Raw genomic sequence first — 22896 nt, forward strand, 5'->3', positions numbered from 1 at the left:
TTTGGTGACCGCTTATCATATGGATAGCCAATTGCTGATGCCGGCTTCACTTACCCTTCGATGAGCGCCAAATATTTAATGAAGGTATCGCCCTTTTTTGCCAGCAGAATCGGTCCAAGATGCGGCTTGGATTCGTAAATTTCCGTGCCTTCCGGCAGGACGGTCGCCATGCCATCGACAAAGGGACGATTCTGCTCATACACTTGCTGGATCGTTCCAACGAGGTCTCCCGGCTCCAGCTCCTCCTCCTGAACCCACTCGATCTCTTCTGCGTTGAGGTAAACGAGGCCCTCCCACTGAAAAATATCCGCGCCCGGCTCCCGGGCCAGCAGCTGCTCGGCAGTGACATTGCCGATGACTTCGGTCCGCTGTGCGCCTCCTTCGCTCTCCATCGAACTGCATCCGCTGAAAGTCAGCAGAACGGTAAGCAGCAATGCAAAGATCTTCATCGTTGATCTCCTCCTTTCACTACTCTTCAAACGGCCAGACTGTAGAATTTGTTGCATTTAATTCCAATTATTAGATGGTAGATTCGGAAAACAGGCGGTCTTTCCACCTCGATCTGCACAACAAAAAAAACACAGCCTCCGTATCTGGAAGCTGCGCCTTTCTTAAGGTCCGGTTGATTATATTATTATAAGCCTCGTATTAAAGCCTTACTGTTATGTCTCTTCTTTATGACTCCGAATTATGCCTGATCCTTATGCTGGCCTTCTTTGACCGCTTTCACATCGTACATATTAACATTAACGCTTACAAGATACTCGGGCTGCGGCTTGCCGCGCTTCTCCCGGTGTCCTTGAATATGAGCGTCGCTCTTCTCCCAGTTCTTCCAGTCCTCGATCGATCTCCAGCGAATGACAACCACCACTTCCTCCACATCGTCTTCCTGCTTCTTCCGGTTCACCATCACGGTCTTGTCGATCAGCCCTTCCATCGCGTCCATCGGGCTATCCTGCGTGAAGCGCTCGATCACTTGATCGGCAAAGCCTTTCTTCACCACCATCGTTCTCGTTTGAATAAGCATATATGAAGCCTCCTCATCTGGTTCTGCATGTTATCTATCATCTCTGCTGCCATCAATTAATACGATATATCGTTATGATATAACGATATATCGTATGGTGTCAAACGCGTGTGCTGGTTTGCATAGATTATGGATGAGCTAGATGATGCGCTGCTGGATTTCACTCTGGATGAGCCAATTTCCATCGATAAACTGCCAGTTTTCAATGGTGAAGAATTGCGCCACCTTATTATCCCTATAAGTAATGGACAGGTCATAGAAGACGACCGCCTGCTCGTTGTCCTTCAGCCTGATCACGCGGTGATCGAAGTTTTTATGGCCGCCCAGCAGCTGGTTTACGGAATCCTGCATCCCTTTCCAGGATTCCTCGGCATTAAAGAACAAGGGCTTCGCACTTGGATTGTCAAAAAACGCAACGTAGTACGCTTTGGCCATCCGATCCAAAGCCGTCGTGTCTCCTGTCGCCATTGCCTCATGCCAGTCTGATATGTATTGATCATGCATTATCGTAAATCGATCAACGGCTTCCTTCGTGATTAGATTCATAGGGCACCATCCTTTAGAGTTATAATTTCAAGGAAAATTATACCTGAACTGCAGGTAACAAGATAGGGGCTACCCCCATGCCCTTGATAGGCGAAGAAGTAACCCCACCAGCCCCTTACGGGTTAGAAACGACCGTATCCGGCAGCTTGTAATCTTTCGGCAATGAAGCGAGAATGCGATTGAATACAACGTAGTCCACCAGAATTTCAGGCGTGGATACCTGCCGGTGAAAGATCCGGTTATACAGATCGCTCATCACGGTAAATGCTTGCTGATTCATCAGCTTCCCCTCCATGTTGTTTTATCGCTGAGTCAGCGCGCCATGATACATCATCAGCATCCGCTGAACCATCAGATCCATGGACCAGTGATTCATGGCAAAGGCCTTCGCATTCTGGCCGAGCCTCATCCGGTAATCATCGCGTTCGAGCAGAAGATTGAGCTGCTGTGCTACCGTGTATGCATCGCCAACCGGCGAGATCAGACCGGTCTGACCATGCTGCACCATTTCGGGCAGGCCGCCGGCACTGGATACGATGCAAGGCAGCCCGGCCATCTGGGCTTCCATAACCGAATATGGCTGATTATCCTGAATGCAGGTGTGGACAAAAATATCCGATTGAGTCAGCATCGCCGGCACATCGTTTCTGGACCCGTGGAAGAATACATGGTACTGGAGGCTGCTGTTGACCGTCTGCAGTTCCAGTTGCCCGCGATAGTCGCCGTCCCCTACGATCCAGCATACCCAATCGTCACGCATATGCCGCAAAATTTCCAGCGCTGAGATCAGCACATGAATCCCTTTCACATAGACCAGCCTTGCCGGACAGATAATTACTTTTTTGCCTGGGGGCCGCACGACCGGGGTGCCTGCATTCATCTTGGCATAAAAGGCCGGCGCATCAAATCCATACTGAAACACGGCTACCCGGTTCTCCGGGACACCGAACTCGCCAACGAGAATGTTTTTCGACCAATGATTGGCGGCAATCGTAATGTCCGTTGCCATCGCTGCATGATACTCCATGGAAGGAAAGTATCTCCATGCAGGACTCCCCTCCGATATTCCCATCTCCGGATGGTTGCGGAAATGGTCCATCATTTCGCGCGCTACAGAGCCGTGAACATGAGCAATCAGCGGCGTTCGCTTCGGCTTCACCCGACTGAGGGAACGCGTGGCAAATACATCCTGTGTGTGGATGATATCATAGCTCTCCAGGCCAAAATAGGCGGCCGACAGCTCCATAAAGTATCGCTCAAGCTCATAATTGGTAATGACCGGATGTGCGTTCAGTTCCGGGACTTGCGCCGATGCCAGCTTAGCCGACAGAATCGGCAGCAGCGCCTCCTTGGCCAGCTCCATCCCATGTTGATTCACGATGTGAATTTTTTTGTAATCCGGACTGTTTCCCATCATATCCACTTGATGCCCGTGGTTCTCCAGGTGCTGCTTCAGCTGGACCATAAAATTCCAGACGCCGCCGACATGGGGGATCAGCCAGTGGGTTGCGAGCAGTATCTTCACACGTTCTCCCCCTTAACCACCGAGTTGAGCCGCCACATGCTGCAGTAAATTGCGGTAATTATTCTGTACCATTTGATACTCACCGGCAATTCTGGCCCGGTGCTGAATCGTGCCCATCTGCTCATGGACCCGGTATTTGGTGAGGCAGTCCGGCATATACCCGAATTTCGCCCCGTTAATGGCCAATCGAATCCACAGGTCATAATCATGCGTAAAAGGAAGATGATCGTTAAACATCCCGACACCGGCGATCCATTCTTTTTTGGCGATCACCGTACACCCATTGATCGGATTCGAATAGGACAGCTGCCGGCACAGATCGGCCATGCCTGCCATCGGAGCCGGACGGTACGGATCGGTAATCCGGCTGTGCTGGTCGATAACCGAAAAGGCGGTATAGCTTACGTCCAATCCATGCGTGAGCATGAATGCCATCTGTCTTTCAATTTTGTGAGGCTCAAATTTATCATCCGAGCTTAGCCATGCGATATACTCACCCGATGCATGCCGAAATCCGTGGTTGAGCGCATGAGCGGTCCCGCCGTTAGCCTTGCCCAAGTAATACACCCGGTGCGTATAAGGTGCAATTAGATCGGCATGCCGGGTTGACCCGTCATCCACAACGATGATTTCGACAGCGGGATAGGTCTGGTGAATGGCGCTTTCCAATGCCTCCTGTATATATGGGCAATTATAAAAGGGTATGACGATCGTTACCGTCGGCATCATCCCCTGTCCCCTCCTTCTGCCTATCAGGTTCGATTACACTCAAGCAAACATCATGGTCTAGTACACCTTATGCAATCTCCAGACATTCCGAAAGGACCCCTGTCCCCTGACATTCGTCCAAATATGCGAAATAAAAGAGCTGCCCCCATCATGCGGCAAGCATGTGAGAACAGCTCCAGTATTCAGATCACAAGACGCAGAACAACAATTGTGATGATGCCGACAATCACCGTGGCGAATAGGCTCTTCGTGATGAACGCCGTCAGAAAGGCCGGCACCGCGGCGGCGATCTCCAGCAGATTTCGGCCCGGATCGACCTTCCCGTCAGCCAGCAGCAGCTCCTGGGCCAGCAGCGCAGCCATTACCGCGACCGGCACATGATCCAGCCAGCGCAGCAGCGCTTCCGGTATGCGCAGGCGATTGAGCACCATGAGCGGCAGCACCCGGGGAATCAGCGTGACGATGGCAGAGCCGACAATGAGCAGAAAGATATGCCATCTTACTTCCATCGTTCCATCACCATCCCCGCCGTGGCCGCCACGAGAATCGCCACAATAATCGCCGCGCTCGGCGGCATCAGGAAGCTGGCCAGTACAACGGCCGCTGCCGCACATAGCGCAACGAGCAGGTCGAGGCCGAATTTCTTCCGGCTGATCATCTGCAGCGCGAGCAGGCCGATGAACATGCCCGGCAAGGCAAAATCAAGTCCCCATCGCTCCGGGTTCGGTATCCAGTCGCCGACAAGCCCGCCGGCTACATTAGCTGCACACCAGTTCAGATAGGCGGTCAAATTCAGCCCCACCATCCATTTATAGCCGAGCTTCTTCTGCTCCTGGGCTTTGGTCGAAGCCACGCCAAACGTTTCATCTGTCAGCAGCGAACCGATAAAAAAGCTTTTTCGAGCCGACAGCTTCTCAAAATAAGGAGCAATTGCCGCACTTAGCAGCAAATGCCTTGCATTGACAAAAAATATCGTCGTGACAATGGTCGCTATGGGCGAGACGGCCGCCACCATACCAGCTGCGATAAACTGGGCGGAGCCCGCATACACAATCAGCGACAGCAGCGCGATCTCCATCAAGCTGAAGCCAGCGGTCCGCTCCACCACACCGGCGGCAAAGCCGATGCTTAAATAGCCGAGCAGCGTCGGCACACAGTCCTTAACCCCTTGCAAGTAAGTATTGCCCTCGATCGGTTTCGAGGGGCTGTGCTGTACTTCCGTGTTCACTTCCATCCGATCCCTCTCACAATCTCTTGGTCTATCCATACTCCAAACCTGCCTTCATTATAACATGGCACGCCTGGCGATGAGTGACAACTTCCCGCCCCGTCCTCACAATCAGCTAATCAGCGGTATGCTCACCCGCCCCATATCGTTATCCGGCTTCTTCCTGCCGAAGCGGCGAGACCGCCCTGCTTGCCTTGTTCCCTTGCAGGAACATCACCAACCCGAGCATCACGAGCGCGCCTCCTGCCGCCTGGAGCAGGCTCATCGATTCGTTAAGCAGCAGGAAGGCCAGCAGGCTGGCTCCAACCGGCTCGCCGAGCACGCTCATCGACACGGTGGAAGCCGAGGCATATTTCATGAGCCAGTTGAACATCAGACTGCCGAACACGGTGGGCACGAATGCCAGCAACGCGAAGATGCCCCACTCTGATGCAGCATAGCCGGTAAAAGGAACGCCCAGCGCGGCATTGTATACGGCCAGCACAGCTGCTGCGAACAGGAACACAAGCAGGCTGTACAGGTACGCGGGCAGCCGCCTCAGCAGCAGCTGACCCAGCAGCATGTGGACGGCGATCGCTGCGGTACCGCCAAGCGACATCAGATCGCCGGTCAGATGACCCGGACTCCCGTCGAACCCGCTGCTTCCGATCAGCAGGAACACCCCGGCAAAGGCGATCGACATGCCGATCAGCGCCGGGATATGCACCCGCTCCTTAAACCAGAAATACGCGCCGATCATTACAAATACCGGCTGCAGGGCAAGAATAATCGTGGAGCTGGCCACACTGGTCCACCGGAGGGAGCCCATCCAGAGCAGAAAGTGAAGCGCCAGCATGAAGCCTGAACAGGCTAGCAGTGCCCAGTCCGTGCGCGTCAGCTTCCTGATCTCGGCGATGTATTTGCCGCTAAACGGGAGCATGATCAATGCGGTGATAATCAGTCTGTACATGGCCTGAATCGAGGTCGGGCTCTCCGCCCATTTGATGAATATGGAAGAAAATGAAATGGCCACAATCCCAATGATCAAAGGGATCGGTACAGGAATTGGCGGTTTGTCTGCATTCATGGTAGTTGAGTGATTCACCTTTCGTGTTATGATTAGAAAGTATGGCTTTTGCAATAATATCAATAAAGGACCTGACGACATGAAAAAAAAGAACCATTTACGCAAACCTTTAAGCCCGCCTAAATTTCTGGCTCTCGGCTTTGCAGCGATCGTGCTGATCGGCACCTTTCTGCTCAAGCTGCCTATCGCCTCCTCGGACGGCACATCCACGCCGTTCGTCGATGCGCTGTTCACGGCCGTATCGGCGACAAGCGTTACCGGCCTGGTCGTGGTGGACACCGGCACCCATTGGTCATTCTTCGGCCAGATCGTGCTGCTGCTGTTGATCCAGATCGGCGGACTCGGCTTCATGACATCGGCTACGTGGGTAGCGTTGATGTTCAACCGGCGCATCTCCCTGCGGGAGCGCATGATACTGCAGGAAGCGATGGGACATACCCAGATGTCCGGTATCGTGGATCTGATTCGAAGAGCGCTCATTTACTCGATCATTATTGAAGCCGCAGGCGCAATCCTGCTGACCATCCGCTTTGCCATGGACATGCCGTTGTCTGAAGCGATGTATCTGGGCATATTCCAGAGCATATCCATTTTCAACAATGCGGGCTTTGATCTGATGGGTCTCCATCACGGGCCTTTCAGCGGATTTCCCGCTTACGTGGCAGACCCGTATGTGAACCTGGTCTTGATGGCGCTGATCTTCCTCGGCGGTATCGGCTTTATCGTCATCTTCGACCTGATTGAGTATCCGAAGACACGCAAAATCTCCCTGCATTCCAAAGTGGTGCTGACCGTTACCTCCACCCTGATCGTGCTCGGTGCAGTTCTGCTGTTTATTCTGGAGTTCAGCAATCCAAGAACGCTTGGGCCGCTATCCACTCCGGTCAAAATGATGGCCTCCCTGTTCCAATCGATCACCCCCCGTTCCGGCGGGGTCAGCACGATTGACATATCAGGGCTGCAGCAGTCCTCCCAGTTCTTCATGGTCATCCTGATGTTCATCGGAGCTGCGCCAGGCTCGACCGGCGGCGGAATCAAGGTAACTACCTTTGCGATCCTGATCGGCGCTGTGGTGGCAATGATTCAGGGCAAACGCGATGTCGTCCTGTTTCGCAACCGGATTGCTCAGGCGGTCGTTTATAAATCCATTACGCTGACGATCCTGTCGCTGCTGCTGCTGGTCGGCGCCTCCATGTTCCTGTCGGTCACGGAGCAGGGTGACTTCCTGATCATTCTGTTCGAGGCGGTATCGGCCTTTGCCACCGCTGGTCTGTCCATGGGACTGACACCCGAACTGTCGGATATCGGCAAGGTAACGGTCTCGTCGCTGATGTTCCTCGGACGGCTCGGGCCGTTAACGCTGGCCTATGCGTTAAGCCGCCACAACCATAAGGATCTGTATCGTCATCCGGAGGGCAAGATTATCATCGGATGATGAGACAGACACCGCGGGTACGGCCATAAGCTCACAAACAAACCGTGCTTTCACCTTTAAAGGGGAAGGCACGGTTTTTGCGCTATCTATGGCTCAATTGTTTGATGCAGGTCACGCTCCGCTATGTACTACAGATCTCCCGCCTCAATCGCTGCATCCAGCAAATCGTCAAACAGGTCGTCATTGTTCTCGATCAGCTCGTCTACGGCCAGGAACTGCTCTTCCAGACCGGGCTCGTCCGCAAAATTCAGGCTGTAATCCCAGTTGCGCCCGTCTTTGCTGTGGAACGTAATTTCATAAGGTTCAGCATGGCCTTCATAGGCAAAGATCGTGTATCCGATAAAATGATCCTCATCATCCCGCTGCATCCCGGCACGTTCAATTTGAATCTGTGACACCTTTTCATCCTCCTTCAACAGTTCATACCCATAAGACACAATATAACACTTTTGCGCGTCTGTCATTAATGTTTTTAATATGTACATTCATCTAGTATAATATGGTGGAAAATCTATATTCGTATTGGAGGGTACCAAATGTCCGATTTCTATACATCGCTGGACAAGTATGCCGAATTGGCAGTAAAGGTAGGTGTGGGCGTCCAGAAAGGTCAAACCTTGGTCGTTCACGCGCCTGTCATTGCTGCAGACTTTATCCGTTTAATTGCCAACAAGGCATATGAAGCGGGTGCCCGGCTGGTCAAGGTGATCTGGAACGATGAAGCGATCACGCGGCTTCAGTTCGAAAAAGCCGCAGATGATGTGTTTACGGAAGCGCCAAAATGGCTGGCAGGCGAGCTGACCGAGCTCGTCGAGAACGGAGCGGCTGTGCTGCATGTGCTCTCCGAGAATCCCGACCTTCTGAATGGCATTGAATCCGGCCGCATCGCTAACTTCTACAAAACCCGCGGCGAAGCGCTGAAGCAATATCGCGCCTACCAGCAGTCTGACAAATTCAGCTGGTGTCTGATCGCCGTTCCTTCTCCGGAATGGGCCGCCAAAGTGTTCCCCGATGTTCCGAAGGAAGAGCAAGTCGATAAGCTGTGGAACGCGATCTTCCATACGGTACGCGTCGATCAGCCTGATCCGGTTGCCGCCTGGACGAAGCATCTGGAGACACTGGATCAGAAATCCGCGGTGCTGAATGCCAAGAAGTACAAGAAGCTGCACTACATCGCCCCGGGCACCGATCTGACGATCGAGCTGCCGGAAGGCCATATCTGGGCGCAAGGGGACAGCATCAACGAAAAGGGACATGCCTTTGTCGCCAACATGCCGACCGAGGAAGTGTTCACCGCTCCGCTCAAGACGGGCGTGAACGGCACTGTCCGCAGCACGAAGCCGCTCAGCTATGCCGGCAACATCATCGACAATTTCTCGCTCACCTTCGAGAATGGCAAGGTGGTCAGCTTCACCGCCGAGACCGGCCAGGAAACGCTGGAGCAGCTGCTGTCCATGGACGAAGGTGCCCGTTATCTGGGTGAGGTTGCGCTCGTTCCCCATCAATCCCCGATCTCGGAGTCGAATATTTTATACTACAACACCTTGTTTGACGAGAATGCCTCCAACCATCTTGCGCTCGGCAGCGCCTATGCCTTCTGTCTCGAAGGCGGCAAGGGACTGAATCATGAGCAGCTGCAGGAGCGCGGCCTGAATACCAGTGTGACCCATGTGGACTTCATGATCGGATCTGCGGATATGGATATATACGGCATTACGGCAGACGGTCAGAAGGAGCCTGTATTCCTGAAAGGAAATTGGGCATTTTAAACAGCGTACTCTAGGGTGCGGCAGCCATTCAGCTTCTGTCTGGATGGCTGCTTTCCTAAACCCGACATCAATATGAATTGACCTTAGGTTAATTATAGAAAAAGGATAACGGAGGAATGAACATGGCAAGTTTTGAAGAGAAGCTGGAACGATACGCGGAGCTTGGCGTCAAGGTGGGCGCCAATGTGCAGCCAGGGCAAACGCTGGTTGTCAATGCGCTGATTGAAGCCGCTCCCCTCGTTCGTCTCATTGTAAAAAAAGCATACGAAGCCGGTGCCAAGCTGGTCAAAGTGAATTATAGCGATGAAATCGTCAATCGCATCCGCTATGACCTCGCACCGGATGAGTCTTTCAAGGAAGCGCCAACGCATTACGCCCAGGAGGTCACTGAACTTGCTGAACAGGGTGCTGCCTTCCTGACTGTCCTCTCCTCCAATCCGGACCTGCTGAAAGGCGTTGATCCGGAGCGCATTGCCACGTATCAGCGTACATACGGTGAAGCGATGTCCAAGTACCGTCAGTACCAGCAGGCCGACAAGATGAGCTGGACCGGCATCGCCTTTGCATCCCCGGATTGGGCTGCCAAAGTGTTCCCGGATGTGCCGAAGGAACAGCAGGTCGAGAAGCTGTGGGATGCGATCTTCCATGCGGTTCGCGCTGATCTGGATGATCCGGTCGCGGCCTGGGAGAAGCATATCGACACGCTGCAGAAGAAATCCGATGAGCTCAACCGGAAGAAATATCACAAGCTTCGTTTTGTATCCGAGGGAACCGATCTGACCATCGAGCTGCCGGAAGGCCATATTTGGGCGCAGGCGGGCAGCCATAACGAGAAAGGCGAGCGCTTTGTTGCCAACATCCCGACCGAAGAAGTGTTCACCGCTCCGCTGAAGACCGGTGTAAACGGCACAGTGCGGAGCACGAAACCGCTAAGCTATGGCGGCAACATTATCGACAATTTCACTCTGACGTTCGAGCAAGGCCGCATTGTCGATTTCTCTGCCGAGCAAGGTCAGGATACGTTGGCCCGCCTCATCTCGATGGATGAAGGCTCACACTTTTTGGGAGAAGTGGCGCTGGTGCCGTACCGCTCCCCGATCTCGGAAAGCGGCATTCTGTTCTACAATACGCTGTTCGACGAGAATGCCTCCTGTCATCTGGCGATCGGCAGCGCCTATGCCTTCAATCTGGAGGGCGGCAAAACGATGACGCCGGAACAGCTGCGGGAGCACGGCCTGAACGCCAGCATTACCCATGTCGATTTCATGATGGGCTCGAAGGATCTGAACATTACCGGCATTACCCGTGACGGCAAGGAAGAGCCTGTCTTTATCGACGGCAATTGGGCATAAAACCCGCTTATTCCATGTGCAAGCCCTGCTGTCCAGCCTGATGGAGCGCGTTAACATTCGCTCTATATCGTGTATCGTGCATGAGCGTCAGACAGCCCTTCGCCCTTTGTCCTCATTCGGGCAAGGGCTGTCCCAAGCTCGGCTTGGCGGTGTCATCCGCCCTAGTTCCGCTGCGCTCCTCTCCCCTTTCGGGATGGATTCCACCCCACGCATCCACCGCTATGATCCCGAACCGGCGATCTGATGATGCTGTTTCTGGATGAATTAGCACGCCCTTTCACCTCTACTCGGTTTCTCGCTTCCATTATGACTCGTCTCGGCCTGTTTCCCTCCTTCTTCACGTTGGCAACATTGAACCAAATTTCAGCAATGATCCACCCTATTTGTCCATATCAGTTGGTATAAGCTTCTTTGCTTTCTAATAAGAATGAGGTGGGCTTTTTCACACAACTTGATGTAAAATGATGAAAGAAATAGGATGGGAACGCCAGAGAGGAGATTATCGAGTGTCCAACCGATTACAGCTCCTGCTCGCAGCAGAATTCGCTGATCTGAGCGAAGCTTTGCAAGAACAAATCTATTACGAATTTTATGATCTGGTCTATGGACAGATCCTGTATATTGTTCGAGATCATGCTGCGGCCGAGGATATTATTCAAGAATCATTCCTGAAAGTGATTACAAGCAAGCCGGAATTTGAGAATGAAAGCAAGATGCGGGGATGGCTTCGAGTCGTTGCGAAGAACTCAACGATGAATTATTTAAGAAAAAATAAAAAATACCGTAACCAAATCGATGTTGAGCGTGTTTTTATTAATGAAGAGCAAATGGTTGTTTCTTCCATTAATGTAGAACAACAGGTGGAGTCCAACATGTTGGAGGAATCCATCGAGCAGTATTTGCACCAGCTCAAGCCGGAATATCGCATTCTGATTGAATATCGCTGGAAGCATGGCCTGTCCTACCGGGAAATCGGGGAACTGCTCGGCATCCGGGAAGATATCGTGAAGCAGCGGCTGTTCCGGGCCAGGGAATCTGTGAAGAAGATGCTGTATAGAGAGTGGGGTGAATTGGATGAGCAACGAAAAATATGAAGGTAGCTTTGACGAACAGTTTGATCAAGCATTTGAACGCGCAGCATCTCGTTCTTCAATAGCTGCAGATGAAGAATCGAAACGGCAATCATGGCAGCAGGTCAAGCAGCAACTTGATCAGCTTAAACGTAAGAAGCAGCGCCGCCGCCGCTTTCGGCTTACCGGTATTGTTGCGGCTTCCGTTGCAATCGGGGCATTTCTATTCTCCCCGCCCACTATGACGCAGGCGGTAACTCCCTTTTACCAGCAGATCAAGAATTGGGGGGACGGTGTTGTCAATATGATGTTCGGACGGCAAAGCCCCGCCCCTGAACACGGTGCAGTCACAGCGCCGCCGCCGGATATGGTTCAGCATCACGGACAGTCGGATGAGGATGTATATGTTGAGGAATTGACAACCGAGTATCATCATCTGACAGAAGCGCAGATCAAGGAACGACTGGCATTTCCGCTTCCCGAGTTCGGGTATATGCCTGAAGGATATGTGCTGGATGAGATGAGCGCCCTTGGCTCCGCTCAGGAGGAGCCGGTGTATGATCTGGCGCTTCATTATGCGAATGGTGACCAACGTCTATATGTGCATCTGTACAGTCTGGACAACTCGGCTTCGGTAGCACTGCCAGGTGAAGTAACGAGCCAGCTGAAGCTCGATTCCGGCATTGAGGCTGCCTTCAGCGAAGGGCGTTATAACAGCCTCAAATTCATGATGAACGAAGTGGTGTACTTTATCATCGGGGATGTGAGCAAGGAAGAGCTGGTCAAGATCGCCAACAATATCCAATAAGCAGCTTCCATTAGCCACCAACTATTATCGGGAACCGAGAGCGGACAATATGTAAGCGAGCCAGGCTGCCGCTACCTGAATCATAGAGGCATCGGATTATATAAAGACACAGGGCTGCCCCGGAAGGGGCAGCCCTGCTGCTTCATGCCATCTGAAATTATAGAGGAATAAGGACAGAATTCGTGTAGTATGTAGCTGATTCGTAAGTCCCGCCATGGTTCACCCAGTGTACGGTATGCGCCCGGTAATAGTACCCTGGGGACACACTCCATGTCCGTAGTCCATCGTAAGAGCTTCTGCTGGACACACTGTCGGAGAAACTGGCAATATTGATCCATTCCGTGCCTGTCCAGCGCTGGAGGTTGTAGTTGACCCCTACTGAATTAACCGTCTGATAAGCATAGGTTCTGGCAGTAACCTGAACCTGGTTGGATCCGGCTTGTCGGATCGTAGAAGATCCATGCGATAAATACAGGTTCGCGTTCAATGCTGCGAACGGAACAAATTCCGCCTCTACTGGCGGCGGAGATGTCAAGGCACCTGGTGCTAAGTCTGAAGCTGAATCCGCAAACGCCCCTCCGGTCAGAGATAAACTCAACAGTACACTGAGAGCCACCGATGAGACTATGCGTGTATGATTCCGCACTTTGGACATAACATCACCCTTCTTTCATTAATAGGAACATCCATATTTTAACATCCTTATTCGACGAAAAAGTATCTATTCTTTCATTATTTGATATAAATATTGAAACTAATTTAATATAAAAAAGAAAGATCGACATAAAATGTCAATCTTTCTCATCGATTCCATCCACAGCAATCTATGCTCCCGCTTCTTCCTGCAGCATCTGCTGTCTTGTCACCCGGATTCGGGATATACGTTTGTTATCCGTCTCCTCTACCTCGAACAGACAATCCTCATACAAGATGGACTGCCCTTTCTGCGGCAATAATACTTCAAGACGGGAAGACAACCATCCTCCGATGGTATCATAATCATCTGTATCCACATGGAGACCTAGACGGTCATTAATTTCATCAATCAGCATCAATCCGTCAATGGAGAACTCGTCTTCACCAATCTGCTCGAAACCTTCCCGCTCCTCGTCAAATTCATCCTGAATCTCGCCGACAATCTCCTCCATAATGTCCTCCAGGGTCACCAGGCCGGAGGTGCCGCCGTATTCGTCAATCAGAATGGCGATCTGCGTCTTGCTGCGCTGCATTCTTCTCAGCAGCTCGCTGATCTTCATCGACTCGGGAACAGCCAGAATCGGGCGAATCAATGAAATCTGGTTATGCGCCAGTCCGCGCATCAGATCCTTGATATGAACAAAACCGATAATATGGTCCTTGTCTTCATCACATACCGGATAACGGGTTCGCATGCCTTCTTGCGCAATCTTCATATTCTCTTCCAAGGACAGATTATTGTATAAACAGATCATATCGGTTCGGGGAATCATGACTTCACGTGCGGTCGTATCGGCAAACTCAAAGATGTTGTCAACAAGCGCCATCTCCGTGTTGTCAATCAGCCCGATTTCGTTGCTTTCCTTCATCATATCCCGCAGTTCTTCCTCCGTATGCACATTGCGTTCCACGACGCGCTGCATCCGGAATAAGCTCAGCAGTCCGCCGGATAGCCCATTGACCAGCCACAACAGCGGCGACATGCCTTTATAGAACAGGTTCAGCGGAATCGCAGACAACAGCGTAATGCGCTCCGCCTTGTGAGCCGCCACCGATTTCGGGGCCAGCACGCCAAACACGACATGAATCAGTGATATAAGCATAAATGCAATAACCAGGGATATGATATGGATGAGCGTCTCGCTCCATCCAAGCCCGCCAAACCATGGCGTAATCATGGCAAAAATCGTTCTTTCGGCGATCCAGCCAAGTCCAAGCGTAACTAGCGTAATGCCCAATTGGCATGCGGACAGCACACGGTCAAGATTTTGCAGAATGCCCTGCGCAAATCGGGCTCTCCGATGCCCTTCCTCGGCCAGTGCATCAATCCGGCTTCCCTTCACTTTCACGAAGGCCAGCTCTGCCGATACAAAAAAACCGTTCAAAAATACAAGTAAAAACACCAAGAATAAACTTAATAAACTCGGTAAGGGGTCACTCAATAGATCTCCTATCCGCCATGCAACATGCCATGACGAATAGGATCACCTCCTTCGATTGTTAAAAATTTGTGAAGCGATCACACATTGCAGCGTATCCGAACCGCGCATCAACTTCCCAATGAAATCATCTCCTTGTCTTATTTGAGACGTATACAAGCTATATAAATAATTATATAGAACTACGATACACAGTCAAACTTTGTCTTATGACATAAAAACGCGTTGTTAGCGGCTATTTTTTGAATACCTGGGTTTAGCCCCTGATATCGCCGAATTGATATAGTCTATGAAATGAGCGGCTTGAAGGTTTCGTATAGCGTCCGGATTGCGCATAAAATGCTCGTATGTACGGAAAAACTCCGAATAGATCGCTATCCGGAGTTCAGCTTGATTGGAGATTATCTTCCGCCCTGAGTGCCCACATGGCCAGGGTATTGGTAAGTAAGCGGCTCGTCGAATACGACGTAGTCCAGATTGACCATCAGCAGAATGACGCGTCTTCCTGTCTGACGCTCGCTGATAATAATGTGATCTCTGCCGGCAGCTTCGATGATGCCTGTGAACACTTTGGCATTCCACTGGCTGTTGTTCTCGTAGGTCATGTAGAAGGTGCCCTGCTTGCCGAGGTTCAGGCGCAAAATGTTCTCAATGTAAGATTGCTCGAATTGCTGGGTTGGCAGCACCGCACCACCAGGGGTAATCGGGGCTCCGCTTGGCACCTGCGGCGGGACATTGCCGGCATAGCCGGCGACGGACCGCTGAGGAACGCCGGGATAACGCACCTGATTGACAAAATGAACCGGGGGAACACTGTGGTTGTACATAAAACTGGATTACCTCCTTGTCATATCTTTCGCATGAAGCGGTTGTTCAAGCCATTAATAAACGGCAGGACAATCTTCGTAAGTCGGGATGAAGAAGCAATGCGCCTTAAATCGGCCGGAATGCTGCTGATTGTACCAGGTAGGAGGACAATCGCCCACCGGGCGAAAGAACCACAGCGCGTTGGAGGCCGGCCAGATTCGCTCGCCGTTAATGACTCTCTGGGCCAGCTCTTTGTCCCGCTCCCTTGCCTTCTGGTAAAAGTACCCCTTCTGCGTGGCCTCGAATCCGCCCGGACTCTGGTATACCATATCCCTCATGCTGCGGATATCCATAAAATCAAGGCAATTGGAACGGATGCGGTTCACGCCAACATTGCCGACCATGAGCATTCCCTGCTCTCCCTCGCCTTCCGCCTCTGCCCGGATCAGTCTTGCCAGAAGATCAATATCACTTGAATTTGCTTTGATAACAGCCACAATAACTCCCTCCACTTCCTTGACTTCACCACTGTATCGTATGTGCATTTGCCTAGCGGGGTGACGATGAGCGAAGGGATTTTTTTCACTGCTCTATACATACGAGGAGGCAGGGGATGAAATACATATAAGCGAAAGATTTTTACAAAAAAACAGCGCGGCATCATAAGTCAGGCTGCTGTGAAAGCATGCAAAAAAACCTTCCCGAGTCGAAACTCGGAAAGGTCCTCTTAAGCGGATACGGTTATCGAGAACATCACGCCGCAATATAGAAGCACGATGGCAGCCAGGCTGCTGAGCAGCGCGAATGCCGGGCCTTTATTACGTTTGAAGGCGTACAGGATACCGCCGAGCAGCGCCAATCCTGCTGCCAGGCAAACGATACCGATCCAGCTCCACTGCAAGAGCAGCGCGCCTTCCTGGAATCCGGAATGAAACCACAGAAAGGTCGGAGCAGGCCCGTAAATCGCGAGCGTATCCGGCACTTCATGGGGGGCTGCCTGCTGGTTCATATATCCGGTAACGATATAGATCAGCCAGATCAGCACCCCTTCGCTGCGTGCCCATGAAGCAGGGCGGAAATGGGATTGCCGCCGCAGCTTACGCTTCATCAGAGCACCGTTGACAAAGGCAAACACGAGCAGCGGCAGGATCAGAATATGCTTCACCAGCAGCGCCTGTCCGTAAGACAAGCCCCAGCTGTTCACCGGATCAGGGGCCACCCCGCTCATCAGATAAAGGCCCGAGGCCATGACGATGACAAAGCACAGGATGGCAAACGGATGAAACCATCTCAGAAAGGCGTCCCAGCGATCCGATCCGAGACTGAACCATCCGACAAGCAGCAGCGTCCCCGTCCAAAATGCCATGCCGGCAAAATGACCGAGAAAAGCAACCGGGCCCAGCCAGTCAAACAGCGTCGCCGCATGGTTGAATCCGGATAGCCCCCATGCCATGCCCAGCACTGCAGGCAGCATCAGAAACCGTGTGATCGTACGCGGATTCCGCTGCACGATCCATGCCAGCACAGCCATGAGGATGACGAGCACGAGCAGCCATGCATATTGTTCCCCTTCACGAAACTGGAACATGATGCTGTTGAAGGCTTTCCAGAAACCGAGATCTGACTTGAAAAACATCACAATTCGCAGCAGCGGGATAAAACCGCCGACGGCCACCGCCAGAGCGGCAAGCGGCCCCAGCCAGGCAGGAACGGCCAGTCTTGGCTTATAGCGGTCCGGGACAATTGCAAGCACGCTTATTGCTGCCAAAATCGCATAACCCAAATACAGAAACGGTTCACTCAGCCAATAATACATGGTTTACTTCCTGTTCCGGGAAAGCTTGACTACAAAATAACCAACCAGCACAGCGGCGACAACAACGACGACAATCCATACGTTAAATCCGCCCTGACCCTCGTTGTCACTTGCCGGATTTTCCTGTTCCGACGCCGTTTGATCACCGGATGTATCGGTCGCCGCTTCGTCAGCCGGCGCTTCGTCTGTCGCTGGCTCTGAAGTTTCATCCGTCACCGGCTCTTCCTGCGGCTCGCCGGTAACCGGAGTATCCGGCGCTTCGGCAGCTGTTTCCTGCTCCGGCACGTCAACCTGGAATTGGTAACTGCCTTCGACAGGATGGCCGTCAGCACTTACGATCTTGTAGTCCACCGTATAGCTGCCGGACTGAAGCGGGGAAACCAGAACGCCCTTCAGCGTCTCACCGGTCACCGAGACTTCAGCCAACTCAACCTCTTCCCCCTGCTCGTTCTTCACATTCAGAATGCTCAAGTTCTCATCGATATTCTCATTGAAGGACAGACTCACTTCCTCCACGACTTCGCTAATGATCGCATCAGCGGCAGGCACGCTGCTCTCCAGCTTGGAGTGTGCCCAAGAGGATGCGGGGAACAGAAGTGCCCATATGAAACTCACCATTAGCAGGGATGAGACTTTCCACATATTTTTCACCATGATCGCCTCCATACTTCCAATTTATCTTCAATTTAAATCTTCCCCATCATAACAAAGGTTGTCAGTTATGGCTATTGATAGATTTGTGAACATTGTCATAGGTATACATAATATATTTTATGTAAACTTAATATGAGCACGGTATCGTCGCAACGATGTCATCATCGTTCTCGTCGAATTCATTAAATCCTATGGGGCTATCTAAATCTGTCGAAATATTCTAATCGGAGGCTGCAAAACAAAAGGATCGGCCTAGATGAAGCTCGGCCAATCCTTCGGGTTTATTCCTCGTTCGCTCTATTCCTCATATATCATTTTACGCGTCATTCCCCCGTCCACGACGAGATGCGTCCCGGTCACAAAGGTGTTGTCCGGATCTGTAAAGTAGAAGCAAGCCTTGGCGATATCCTTCGGCACGCCGACCCGGCCTGCCGGATGCTGACTGTGATCCTCCGGCCGCAGCTGATCATAGCTGCCCGTTTCGATCCAGCCCGGACTGATGCAGTTGACGCGAATGCCGTCTGGCCCGAGGCTGACTGCCATCGCATGGGTCAAGGCGACAATCGCGCCTTTGGACGCCGCGTACGCTTCAGAGTTCGGCTCGGACATGACCGATCTGGTCGAGGAAATGTTGACAATGGCGCCCCCGCCATTGGTTCTCATATGTAATGCCGCTTCCCGCGAGGCCAGAAAACAGCTTCTCGCATTGGTATTCAGCACATCATCCCATTCCTCGACCTTCAATTCATAGGGAGACTTCCAGCGCGATACCCCGGCGTTGTTGATCAGAATATCGAGCCGTCCGGTCCGTCTGACTGCCTCTTCCATCAACTGCTTAATCTCGCGCTCGTCCCGGACATCGCATGGGACGAAGACAGCTGAATATCCGTTCGCTTGCAGCTGTTCGGCCGTCTGCTGCCCTTCATCCTTCAGCGTGTCGCTGACAATCACATCCGCGCCAGCGGCAGCGTATGCTTCCGCCAGCCCCTTGCCGATGCCCTTGGCTGCACCGGTAATGACGACGGTTGTTCCTTTGAACGTGGTTGTATTCATGTGATTTGGCTCCTCCTGTGCAAGCGTAAATAATCGCATCACGATATGATTTCATTATAGCGCACAGAAGTTCGCTTACCAATCCTCGGGTGAAGATGCAGCATTCCGGTATAGACGGTGTGAGGCTAACCTCTGGCCAGATCCTGATGGATCTTCGGATGTCTCGCGAAGCTGTAGAACCGGGTGCCCTGGAATCGCAGCATTCCTTGATCCCCCTCCGCACACATCCCATACTCCTCTCCGCTCACGACAAACTCCATCCGGTCCCCGCTTTCAACCTCGAAAGTGACGTAATAGGTGGTACGCGTCCGGCTGGACATCGTATCGTCATGGTGATGGGTGTGCTTCACCTCCGTGCGCTTGCTTACAATTTTAGATTCCACGGTGAGCAGCGGCTGACGGTTGTTCCGGCTCCATTGCAAAAGCCCTTTCCCTGCAGAGAGCAGCACAATGCCGACAACGACAATGAAGAACACGGGCATGACACTGCCAAAAAAATCGAACATCCAATCCGATCCCCATCCCATATGGCTCCCCCCTCCACCTTGTCTTGCTTTATGTATATGCCTATTTTTAGACAACTTAACACAGGGAAACAAAGTTTTTAGACAAAATGTTGAAGCCTGTCCCGCAGTCCTGTCTATGACCTTCCTTCAAATTCGTGATGATATAGTGTAGTATAACCACACTCCAAGCCTTCACGAAGAAACAAGCGGATTACAGGCGAATTAGAGGGCTCAAGCACACAGCAACCCCCTGCAGCGAGACACCGCGGTGTCCTTCGCTTGCAGGGGGTTGTGCTTGCGATGACGAGTCAGTCATTGGCCATCTGCATCCATCTTCTTGTCTCCTGCTGCCCATCGTCCTCGGCGGTGAGCAATCCTTGCTCGGTCCAGCAGGCCAGGCATTCCTCTTCGGTCTGGCATTCGTGGTTATAGTCACAGTTATAACAAAGGTTCAGATAATGTTGGGTGATCCGATCATAAGTCATCTCGATCCGCTCCTTCAGCTTGTGGTGTGAAAGCTCTTCCTTACACTTCTAGCATAGCATAACGGGCGCTTATATTTTGTGATTATTTTCACATGAATACTGAAAGATGAACATAGTATCCCAATAACGCAGAGGACACGGCTTTAAAAATCGTGTTAACCTCCTATTCGTCGGTAAAAAGGCTTTACCTGCCATACCGAATAGGTTTAGCAGATAAAGCCTGTAATACGCTAGCTGATCATCATGATAATTCATGAGATGTTCAGCCAAGTGATCAGTTACATGCTCAGCTATAGGATCATCCTTTGGAGATCCGTTATCACGATAATCCCCTGCGATGCAGATTCAGCGTTAAATGCCTTGTTAAATGCCTTGCCATGTCACGCCGCCGTCCGTGCTCTTCATCAGCCGGGAACGCTTCTGATCATGCGTTTCAATCAGCAGCCAGCCTACTTTCGAGCTGAAGAACTGCAATTTTACCACCCTAGGATAGTTCCCGAGATTTTGAGTCAGCAGCTTGTCCCTCGGGAACGGCTTCCAGTTCTTGCCCATATCCGTCGTATGGTAGACGATCCCGTTCGCCATTTTCCAGCCGTCGTAAAGCCGTCTGAACACCGGCTGGATCGAGCCGTTCTCCATGTCGCCGATGCGCTCAAACGGAACGAGATTCCACGACTTGCCGCTGTCGGCGGTGAAATAGCCGAAATAGCTCGTTCGATCCTCCGTGTAGCAGGTGACAGGGATGTAGGCGTCCGTTCGGTTGCCGAGAAATTTCGGCTTTCCAGGAGTTATGTCCTCGCACCGGTTCAGTGATGTACTGTTGAACACCTGGGCCGACGAGCTCCATTTCTGACCTCCGTCACGGGTAATATACAGTCTCGACAAGTGTGTGTCCTTCACCGTTGCGAGTCCGACGTTAGCGTTGGAAAAATCCATGCCGATCACCCTCCCCGACTGCGGCATGACCGTGCTTGGAATGTTCGCTGACGGGTAATCCGAGTTTTGCATAACCTTGTCCCAGGAGCGGCCGTTGTCATCCGTCTGGAACAGCGTTTTGTCCTGGGCGTAGCCGAAGCTTTTCTCCGAAGACATGATCCAGCCGAGCCTTGCCGATGCAAACGCCACGGCCATCACGCTTCCGCGTTCGGGCAGCGAAGAGATGCTCCACGTATCCCCGCCGTCATCCGTGTTCAGCAGCACCGTTCCGGCGCCGCCACGCTGATTGCGAATGATCCAGCCATGATCTTTATCCGGGAATACGATATCCCTGCCGTACTCCAGCTTATCCGTAAACTTCACGTTCTCGGATGGCGATATGTCAACCCAGGTGATGCCGTAATCCTCGGTTAGGTACAATCGTAACGCATTGTTGGTCAGGCCCCACGCGATTCCAGTCGATTCATTCAGCAGATGAAAATCGGTCAGTCGTGTGTGAATCTGATACTGGTTCTTTTCTTCCGCCGGATTTTGGGCAGTTTCAGGCGTGACGATCGTAATCGTCTGCCCTTCTTCAGCCGCTTCCGGCGGGGTCTGCTCCAGCGATTGGGGCTGGGGTTCAGGCTGCGGTTGGGCCTGCTCCGACGAACAGGCCGACAGCAATATAGGAATGATTGTCATTATACGGATCCAGAAAGTAAAACCTCTTGCCTTCAATGAGTGTTCCTCCTCAAAGCTCTTTGCCTTATGTGCCCATATACTACTTATTCCGACATTATAACATATCTGCTAAAGCGGATTATGAACAGACTGACCTTCATTCATGACAATAATGTTTCCTTTTCATAGCAGAAACGCTGTGAAATGCATAACAGAGCCATTATTTTGGAAAACTTGTGGAGTGCATACTCAGCATGAATCACTGTCATTTCGGGAGGTGAACACCAGTGGCAAAACCGGATAATCGCGAGGATAATGTCGAGCATCTGCAGGATGCGGTCCAGGACACCATTGAAAACTTCCGCGAGGCTGAAGATTATCTTGAGGAATTTGGAGACGAAATTCCGGCCGAGGAAAAGGAACAAATCGAGGAACGCAACACGCGCCGCAGAGAAAGCATCGCCGGATTTCGTGTAGAATCAAGGACGAAGCCCGCCATCAACGTGATCAGTAACTCAGGGCCTTAACGACTGGCAGAAACGGCGGAACAGGAGGGTGGCCATCCGCCTCCCTGTTCCGTGTCATTACATTATACACAAGCTCCGCCCATTACCGTATGCCAGAATCACACATACATACACACATACTGCTTCTTATAGCTTGGTAGTCAGCAGCTTGACGCCCAGCGCGGAGAAGATCGCCGCTCCTGCAACATTCGCCATCTCCCCGAAGCGGGAGCTCCTGAGCATTCGCTGACTGAACACCCCGGCAAAATACGCCAGCAAGCCGAAGATCACCCCGCTGAGCACGAGAAAAATAAGACCTAGGATGACAAGCTGCAATCCAACTTGGCCGATCTGATAGTTCACAAACTGGGGCAGGAAGGTCAGGAAGAAAATCGCCACCTTCGGGTTCAGCACATTCATCAGAAAGCCTTTCATCAACAGGCTGCGGCCAGACTGGGGCTTGCCCTTCTCGAGGCCAATCGGCTCTTTGCGGTATTTGATCGATTTATAGGCCAGGTAAAATAAATAGAGCGCCCCGGCGATCTTGAAAGCCGTAAACGCTACGGCAGACGTTTTCAGAATGAGGGACAGTCCAAGCGCTGCGGCGAGCGTATGTACAATGTTGCCGAGACTTAACCCGAGCGCGGTTAATACCCCGGCTTTCTTGCCGCTGGTCAGCCCTTGCGTCACCGCAAAAACCAGATCCGGACCCGGCACAAGAATAAGCAGAATCGCCGCCCCCATAAACAGAAGGAGGGATGACAATGTAAACATGGCGACATC

26 protein-coding genes and 1 pseudogene are annotated in these 22896 nt (G+C 52.0%); 6 read left to right on the forward strand and 21 right to left on the reverse strand.

Translation table 11 applies throughout. The features are described from left to right. Nucleotides 1-50: 50 nt before the first annotated feature. From CHH75_RS13550 to CHH75_RS13585, 9 genes are all read right to left on the reverse strand, one after another. Nucleotides 51-449 carry a hypothetical protein gene (locus tag CHH75_RS13550; protein ID WP_095398446.1) on the reverse strand — a complete coding sequence of 133 codons (399 nt, stop codon included), beginning with the start codon at nucleotides 447-449 and terminating at the stop codon, nucleotides 51-53. Nucleotides 450-688: 239 nt separating this feature from the next. Next, the gene (locus CHH75_RS13555; protein WP_095266516.1) at nucleotides 689-1027 is read right to left on the reverse strand and encodes an antibiotic biosynthesis monooxygenase; all 339 of its coding nucleotides are present in this window, start codon (nucleotides 1025-1027) and stop codon (nucleotides 689-691) included. A gap of 138 nt (nucleotides 1028-1165) precedes the next feature. After that, a complete protein-coding gene (locus CHH75_RS13560; protein ID WP_095398447.1) occupies nucleotides 1166-1573 on the reverse strand; it encodes a hypothetical protein in 408 nt (135 codons plus the stop codon). A 115-nt stretch (nucleotides 1574-1688) separates the two neighbouring features. Beyond that, nucleotides 1689-1853, reverse strand: a complete 165-nt coding sequence (locus CHH75_RS24880; protein WP_176475565.1) for a hypothetical protein — start codon at nucleotides 1851-1853, stop codon at nucleotides 1689-1691. Between the two features lie 21 nt (nucleotides 1854-1874). Then, on the reverse strand, nucleotides 1875-3098 hold the full coding sequence (locus CHH75_RS13565; RefSeq protein ID WP_095398448.1) for a glycosyltransferase family 4 protein: 1224 nt from the start codon (nucleotides 3096-3098) through the stop codon (nucleotides 1875-1877). A gap of 12 nt (nucleotides 3099-3110) precedes the next feature. Next, nucleotides 3111-3827 (reverse strand): glycosyltransferase family 2 protein, encoded by a 717-nt coding sequence (locus CHH75_RS13570; RefSeq protein WP_095266519.1) that lies wholly within the window; start codon nucleotides 3825-3827, stop codon nucleotides 3111-3113. A gap of 182 nt (nucleotides 3828-4009) precedes the next feature. Beyond that, nucleotides 4010-4336 (reverse strand): AzlD domain-containing protein, encoded by a 327-nt coding sequence (locus CHH75_RS13575; protein ID WP_095266520.1) that lies wholly within the window; start codon nucleotides 4334-4336, stop codon nucleotides 4010-4012. Then, complete coding sequence (locus CHH75_RS13580; protein WP_095266521.1) at nucleotides 4327-5061, reverse strand: AzlC family ABC transporter permease; 735 nt, start codon at nucleotides 5059-5061, stop codon at nucleotides 4327-4329. Before CHH75_RS13580 ends, CHH75_RS13575 begins: the two co-directional genes overlap by 10 nt. A gap of 142 nt (nucleotides 5062-5203) precedes the next feature. Then, nucleotides 5204-6121, reverse strand: a complete 918-nt coding sequence (locus CHH75_RS13585) for a DMT family transporter (RefSeq protein ID WP_095398449.1) — start codon at nucleotides 6119-6121, stop codon at nucleotides 5204-5206. Nucleotides 6122-6200: 79 nt separating this feature from the next. Between CHH75_RS13585 and CHH75_RS13590 the strand changes: the two genes are divergently transcribed. Beyond that, a complete protein-coding gene (locus tag CHH75_RS13590; protein ID WP_095266523.1) occupies nucleotides 6201-7556 on the forward strand; it encodes a TrkH family potassium uptake protein in 1356 nt (451 codons plus the stop codon). 128 nt (nucleotides 7557-7684) lie between these two features. On the opposite strand, the gene CHH75_RS13595 is transcribed toward CHH75_RS13590, so the two are convergent. Beyond that, entirely contained in the window at nucleotides 7685-7954 is a 270-nt protein-coding gene (locus CHH75_RS13595) for a hypothetical protein (protein ID WP_095266524.1), read from the reverse strand. 138 nt (nucleotides 7955-8092) lie between these two features. Here CHH75_RS13595 and CHH75_RS13600 point away from each other — a divergent pair, with 138 nt between their 5' ends. From CHH75_RS13600 to CHH75_RS13615, 4 genes are all read left to right on the forward strand, one after another. Further along, a complete protein-coding gene (locus tag CHH75_RS13600) occupies nucleotides 8093-9325 on the forward strand; it encodes an aminopeptidase (RefSeq protein WP_095398450.1) in 1233 nt (410 codons plus the stop codon). 122 nt (nucleotides 9326-9447) lie between these two features. Then, nucleotides 9448-10677, forward strand: a complete 1230-nt coding sequence (locus tag CHH75_RS13605) for an aminopeptidase (RefSeq protein ID WP_095266526.1) — start codon at nucleotides 9448-9450, stop codon at nucleotides 10675-10677. A 506-nt stretch (nucleotides 10678-11183) separates the two neighbouring features. Then, the gene (locus CHH75_RS13610; RefSeq protein WP_095398451.1) at nucleotides 11184-11771 is read left to right on the forward strand and encodes an RNA polymerase sigma factor; all 588 of its coding nucleotides are present in this window, start codon (nucleotides 11184-11186) and stop codon (nucleotides 11769-11771) included. Continuing rightward, a complete protein-coding gene (locus tag CHH75_RS13615) occupies nucleotides 11752-12555 on the forward strand; it encodes a DUF4367 domain-containing protein (RefSeq protein WP_095398452.1) in 804 nt (267 codons plus the stop codon). The genes CHH75_RS13610 and CHH75_RS13615 overlap by 20 nt, the downstream gene beginning before the upstream one ends. 157 nt (nucleotides 12556-12712) lie before the next feature. Here CHH75_RS13615 and CHH75_RS13620 read toward each other — a convergent pair whose 3' ends face one another. The 10 genes from CHH75_RS13620 to CHH75_RS13660 all read right to left on the reverse strand — a co-directional run bounded on the left by CHH75_RS13620 (nucleotide 12713) and on the right by CHH75_RS13660 (nucleotide 21628). Continuing rightward, nucleotides 12713-13171, reverse strand: a complete 459-nt coding sequence (locus tag CHH75_RS13620; RefSeq protein ID WP_255223032.1) for a hypothetical protein — start codon at nucleotides 13169-13171, stop codon at nucleotides 12713-12715. 208 nt (nucleotides 13172-13379) lie between these two features. Then, entirely contained in the window at nucleotides 13380-14693 is a 1314-nt protein-coding gene (locus CHH75_RS13625; RefSeq protein ID WP_095398453.1) for a hemolysin family protein, read from the reverse strand. Between the two features lie 398 nt (nucleotides 14694-15091). Next, on the reverse strand, nucleotides 15092-15517 hold the full coding sequence (gerQ, locus tag CHH75_RS13630) for a spore coat protein GerQ (protein WP_095266531.1): 426 nt from the start codon (nucleotides 15515-15517) through the stop codon (nucleotides 15092-15094). Nucleotides 15518-15571: 54 nt separating this feature from the next. Further along, nucleotides 15572-15994 (reverse strand): cell wall hydrolase, encoded by a 423-nt coding sequence (locus CHH75_RS13635; protein ID WP_095266532.1) that lies wholly within the window; start codon nucleotides 15992-15994, stop codon nucleotides 15572-15574. A gap of 230 nt (nucleotides 15995-16224) precedes the next feature. Then, nucleotides 16225-17313 carry a copper resistance D family protein gene (locus CHH75_RS13640; protein WP_095263764.1) on the reverse strand — a complete coding sequence of 363 codons (1089 nt, stop codon included), beginning with the start codon at nucleotides 17311-17313 and terminating at the stop codon, nucleotides 16225-16227. A 3-nt stretch (nucleotides 17314-17316) separates the two neighbouring features. Continuing rightward, nucleotides 17317-17931 (reverse strand): copper resistance CopC family protein, encoded by a 615-nt coding sequence (locus CHH75_RS13645; protein WP_244908083.1) that lies wholly within the window; start codon nucleotides 17929-17931, stop codon nucleotides 17317-17319. A gap of 333 nt (nucleotides 17932-18264) precedes the next feature. Beyond that, the gene (locus tag CHH75_RS13650) at nucleotides 18265-19020 is read right to left on the reverse strand and encodes an SDR family NAD(P)-dependent oxidoreductase (RefSeq protein WP_095398454.1); all 756 of its coding nucleotides are present in this window, start codon (nucleotides 19018-19020) and stop codon (nucleotides 18265-18267) included. 125 nt (nucleotides 19021-19145) lie between these two features. Then, nucleotides 19146-19547 (reverse strand): DUF2500 domain-containing protein, encoded by a 402-nt coding sequence (locus CHH75_RS13655; protein ID WP_095398455.1) that lies wholly within the window; start codon nucleotides 19545-19547, stop codon nucleotides 19146-19148. 287 nt (nucleotides 19548-19834) lie between these two features. Beyond that, nucleotides 19835-20011 carry a hypothetical protein gene (locus tag CHH75_RS24885; RefSeq protein ID WP_176475566.1) on the reverse strand — a complete coding sequence of 59 codons (177 nt, stop codon included), beginning with the start codon at nucleotides 20009-20011 and terminating at the stop codon, nucleotides 19835-19837. Nucleotides 20012-20374: 363 nt separating this feature from the next. Further along, nucleotides 20375-21628, reverse strand: a complete 1254-nt coding sequence (locus CHH75_RS13660; protein ID WP_255223033.1) for a YCF48-related protein — start codon at nucleotides 21626-21628, stop codon at nucleotides 20375-20377. Nucleotides 21629-21894: 266 nt separating this feature from the next. On the opposite strand from CHH75_RS13660, the pseudogene tlp reads away from it, so the two are divergent. Then, nucleotides 21895-22121, forward strand: a pseudogene (gene tlp / locus CHH75_RS13665) (small acid-soluble spore protein Tlp). Nucleotides 22122-22260: 139 nt separating this feature from the next. Here the strand turns inward: tlp and CHH75_RS13670 are convergent. Continuing rightward, a complete protein-coding gene (locus CHH75_RS13670) occupies nucleotides 22261-22887 on the reverse strand; it encodes a LysE family translocator (protein ID WP_095263758.1) in 627 nt (208 codons plus the stop codon). Nucleotides 22888-22896 lie beyond the last annotated feature (9 nt).

This window comes from Paenibacillus sp. 7541, from assembly GCF_002276395.1.
Lineage (GTDB): Bacteria > Bacillota > Bacilli > Paenibacillales > Paenibacillaceae > Paenibacillus_AQ > Paenibacillus_AQ campinasensis.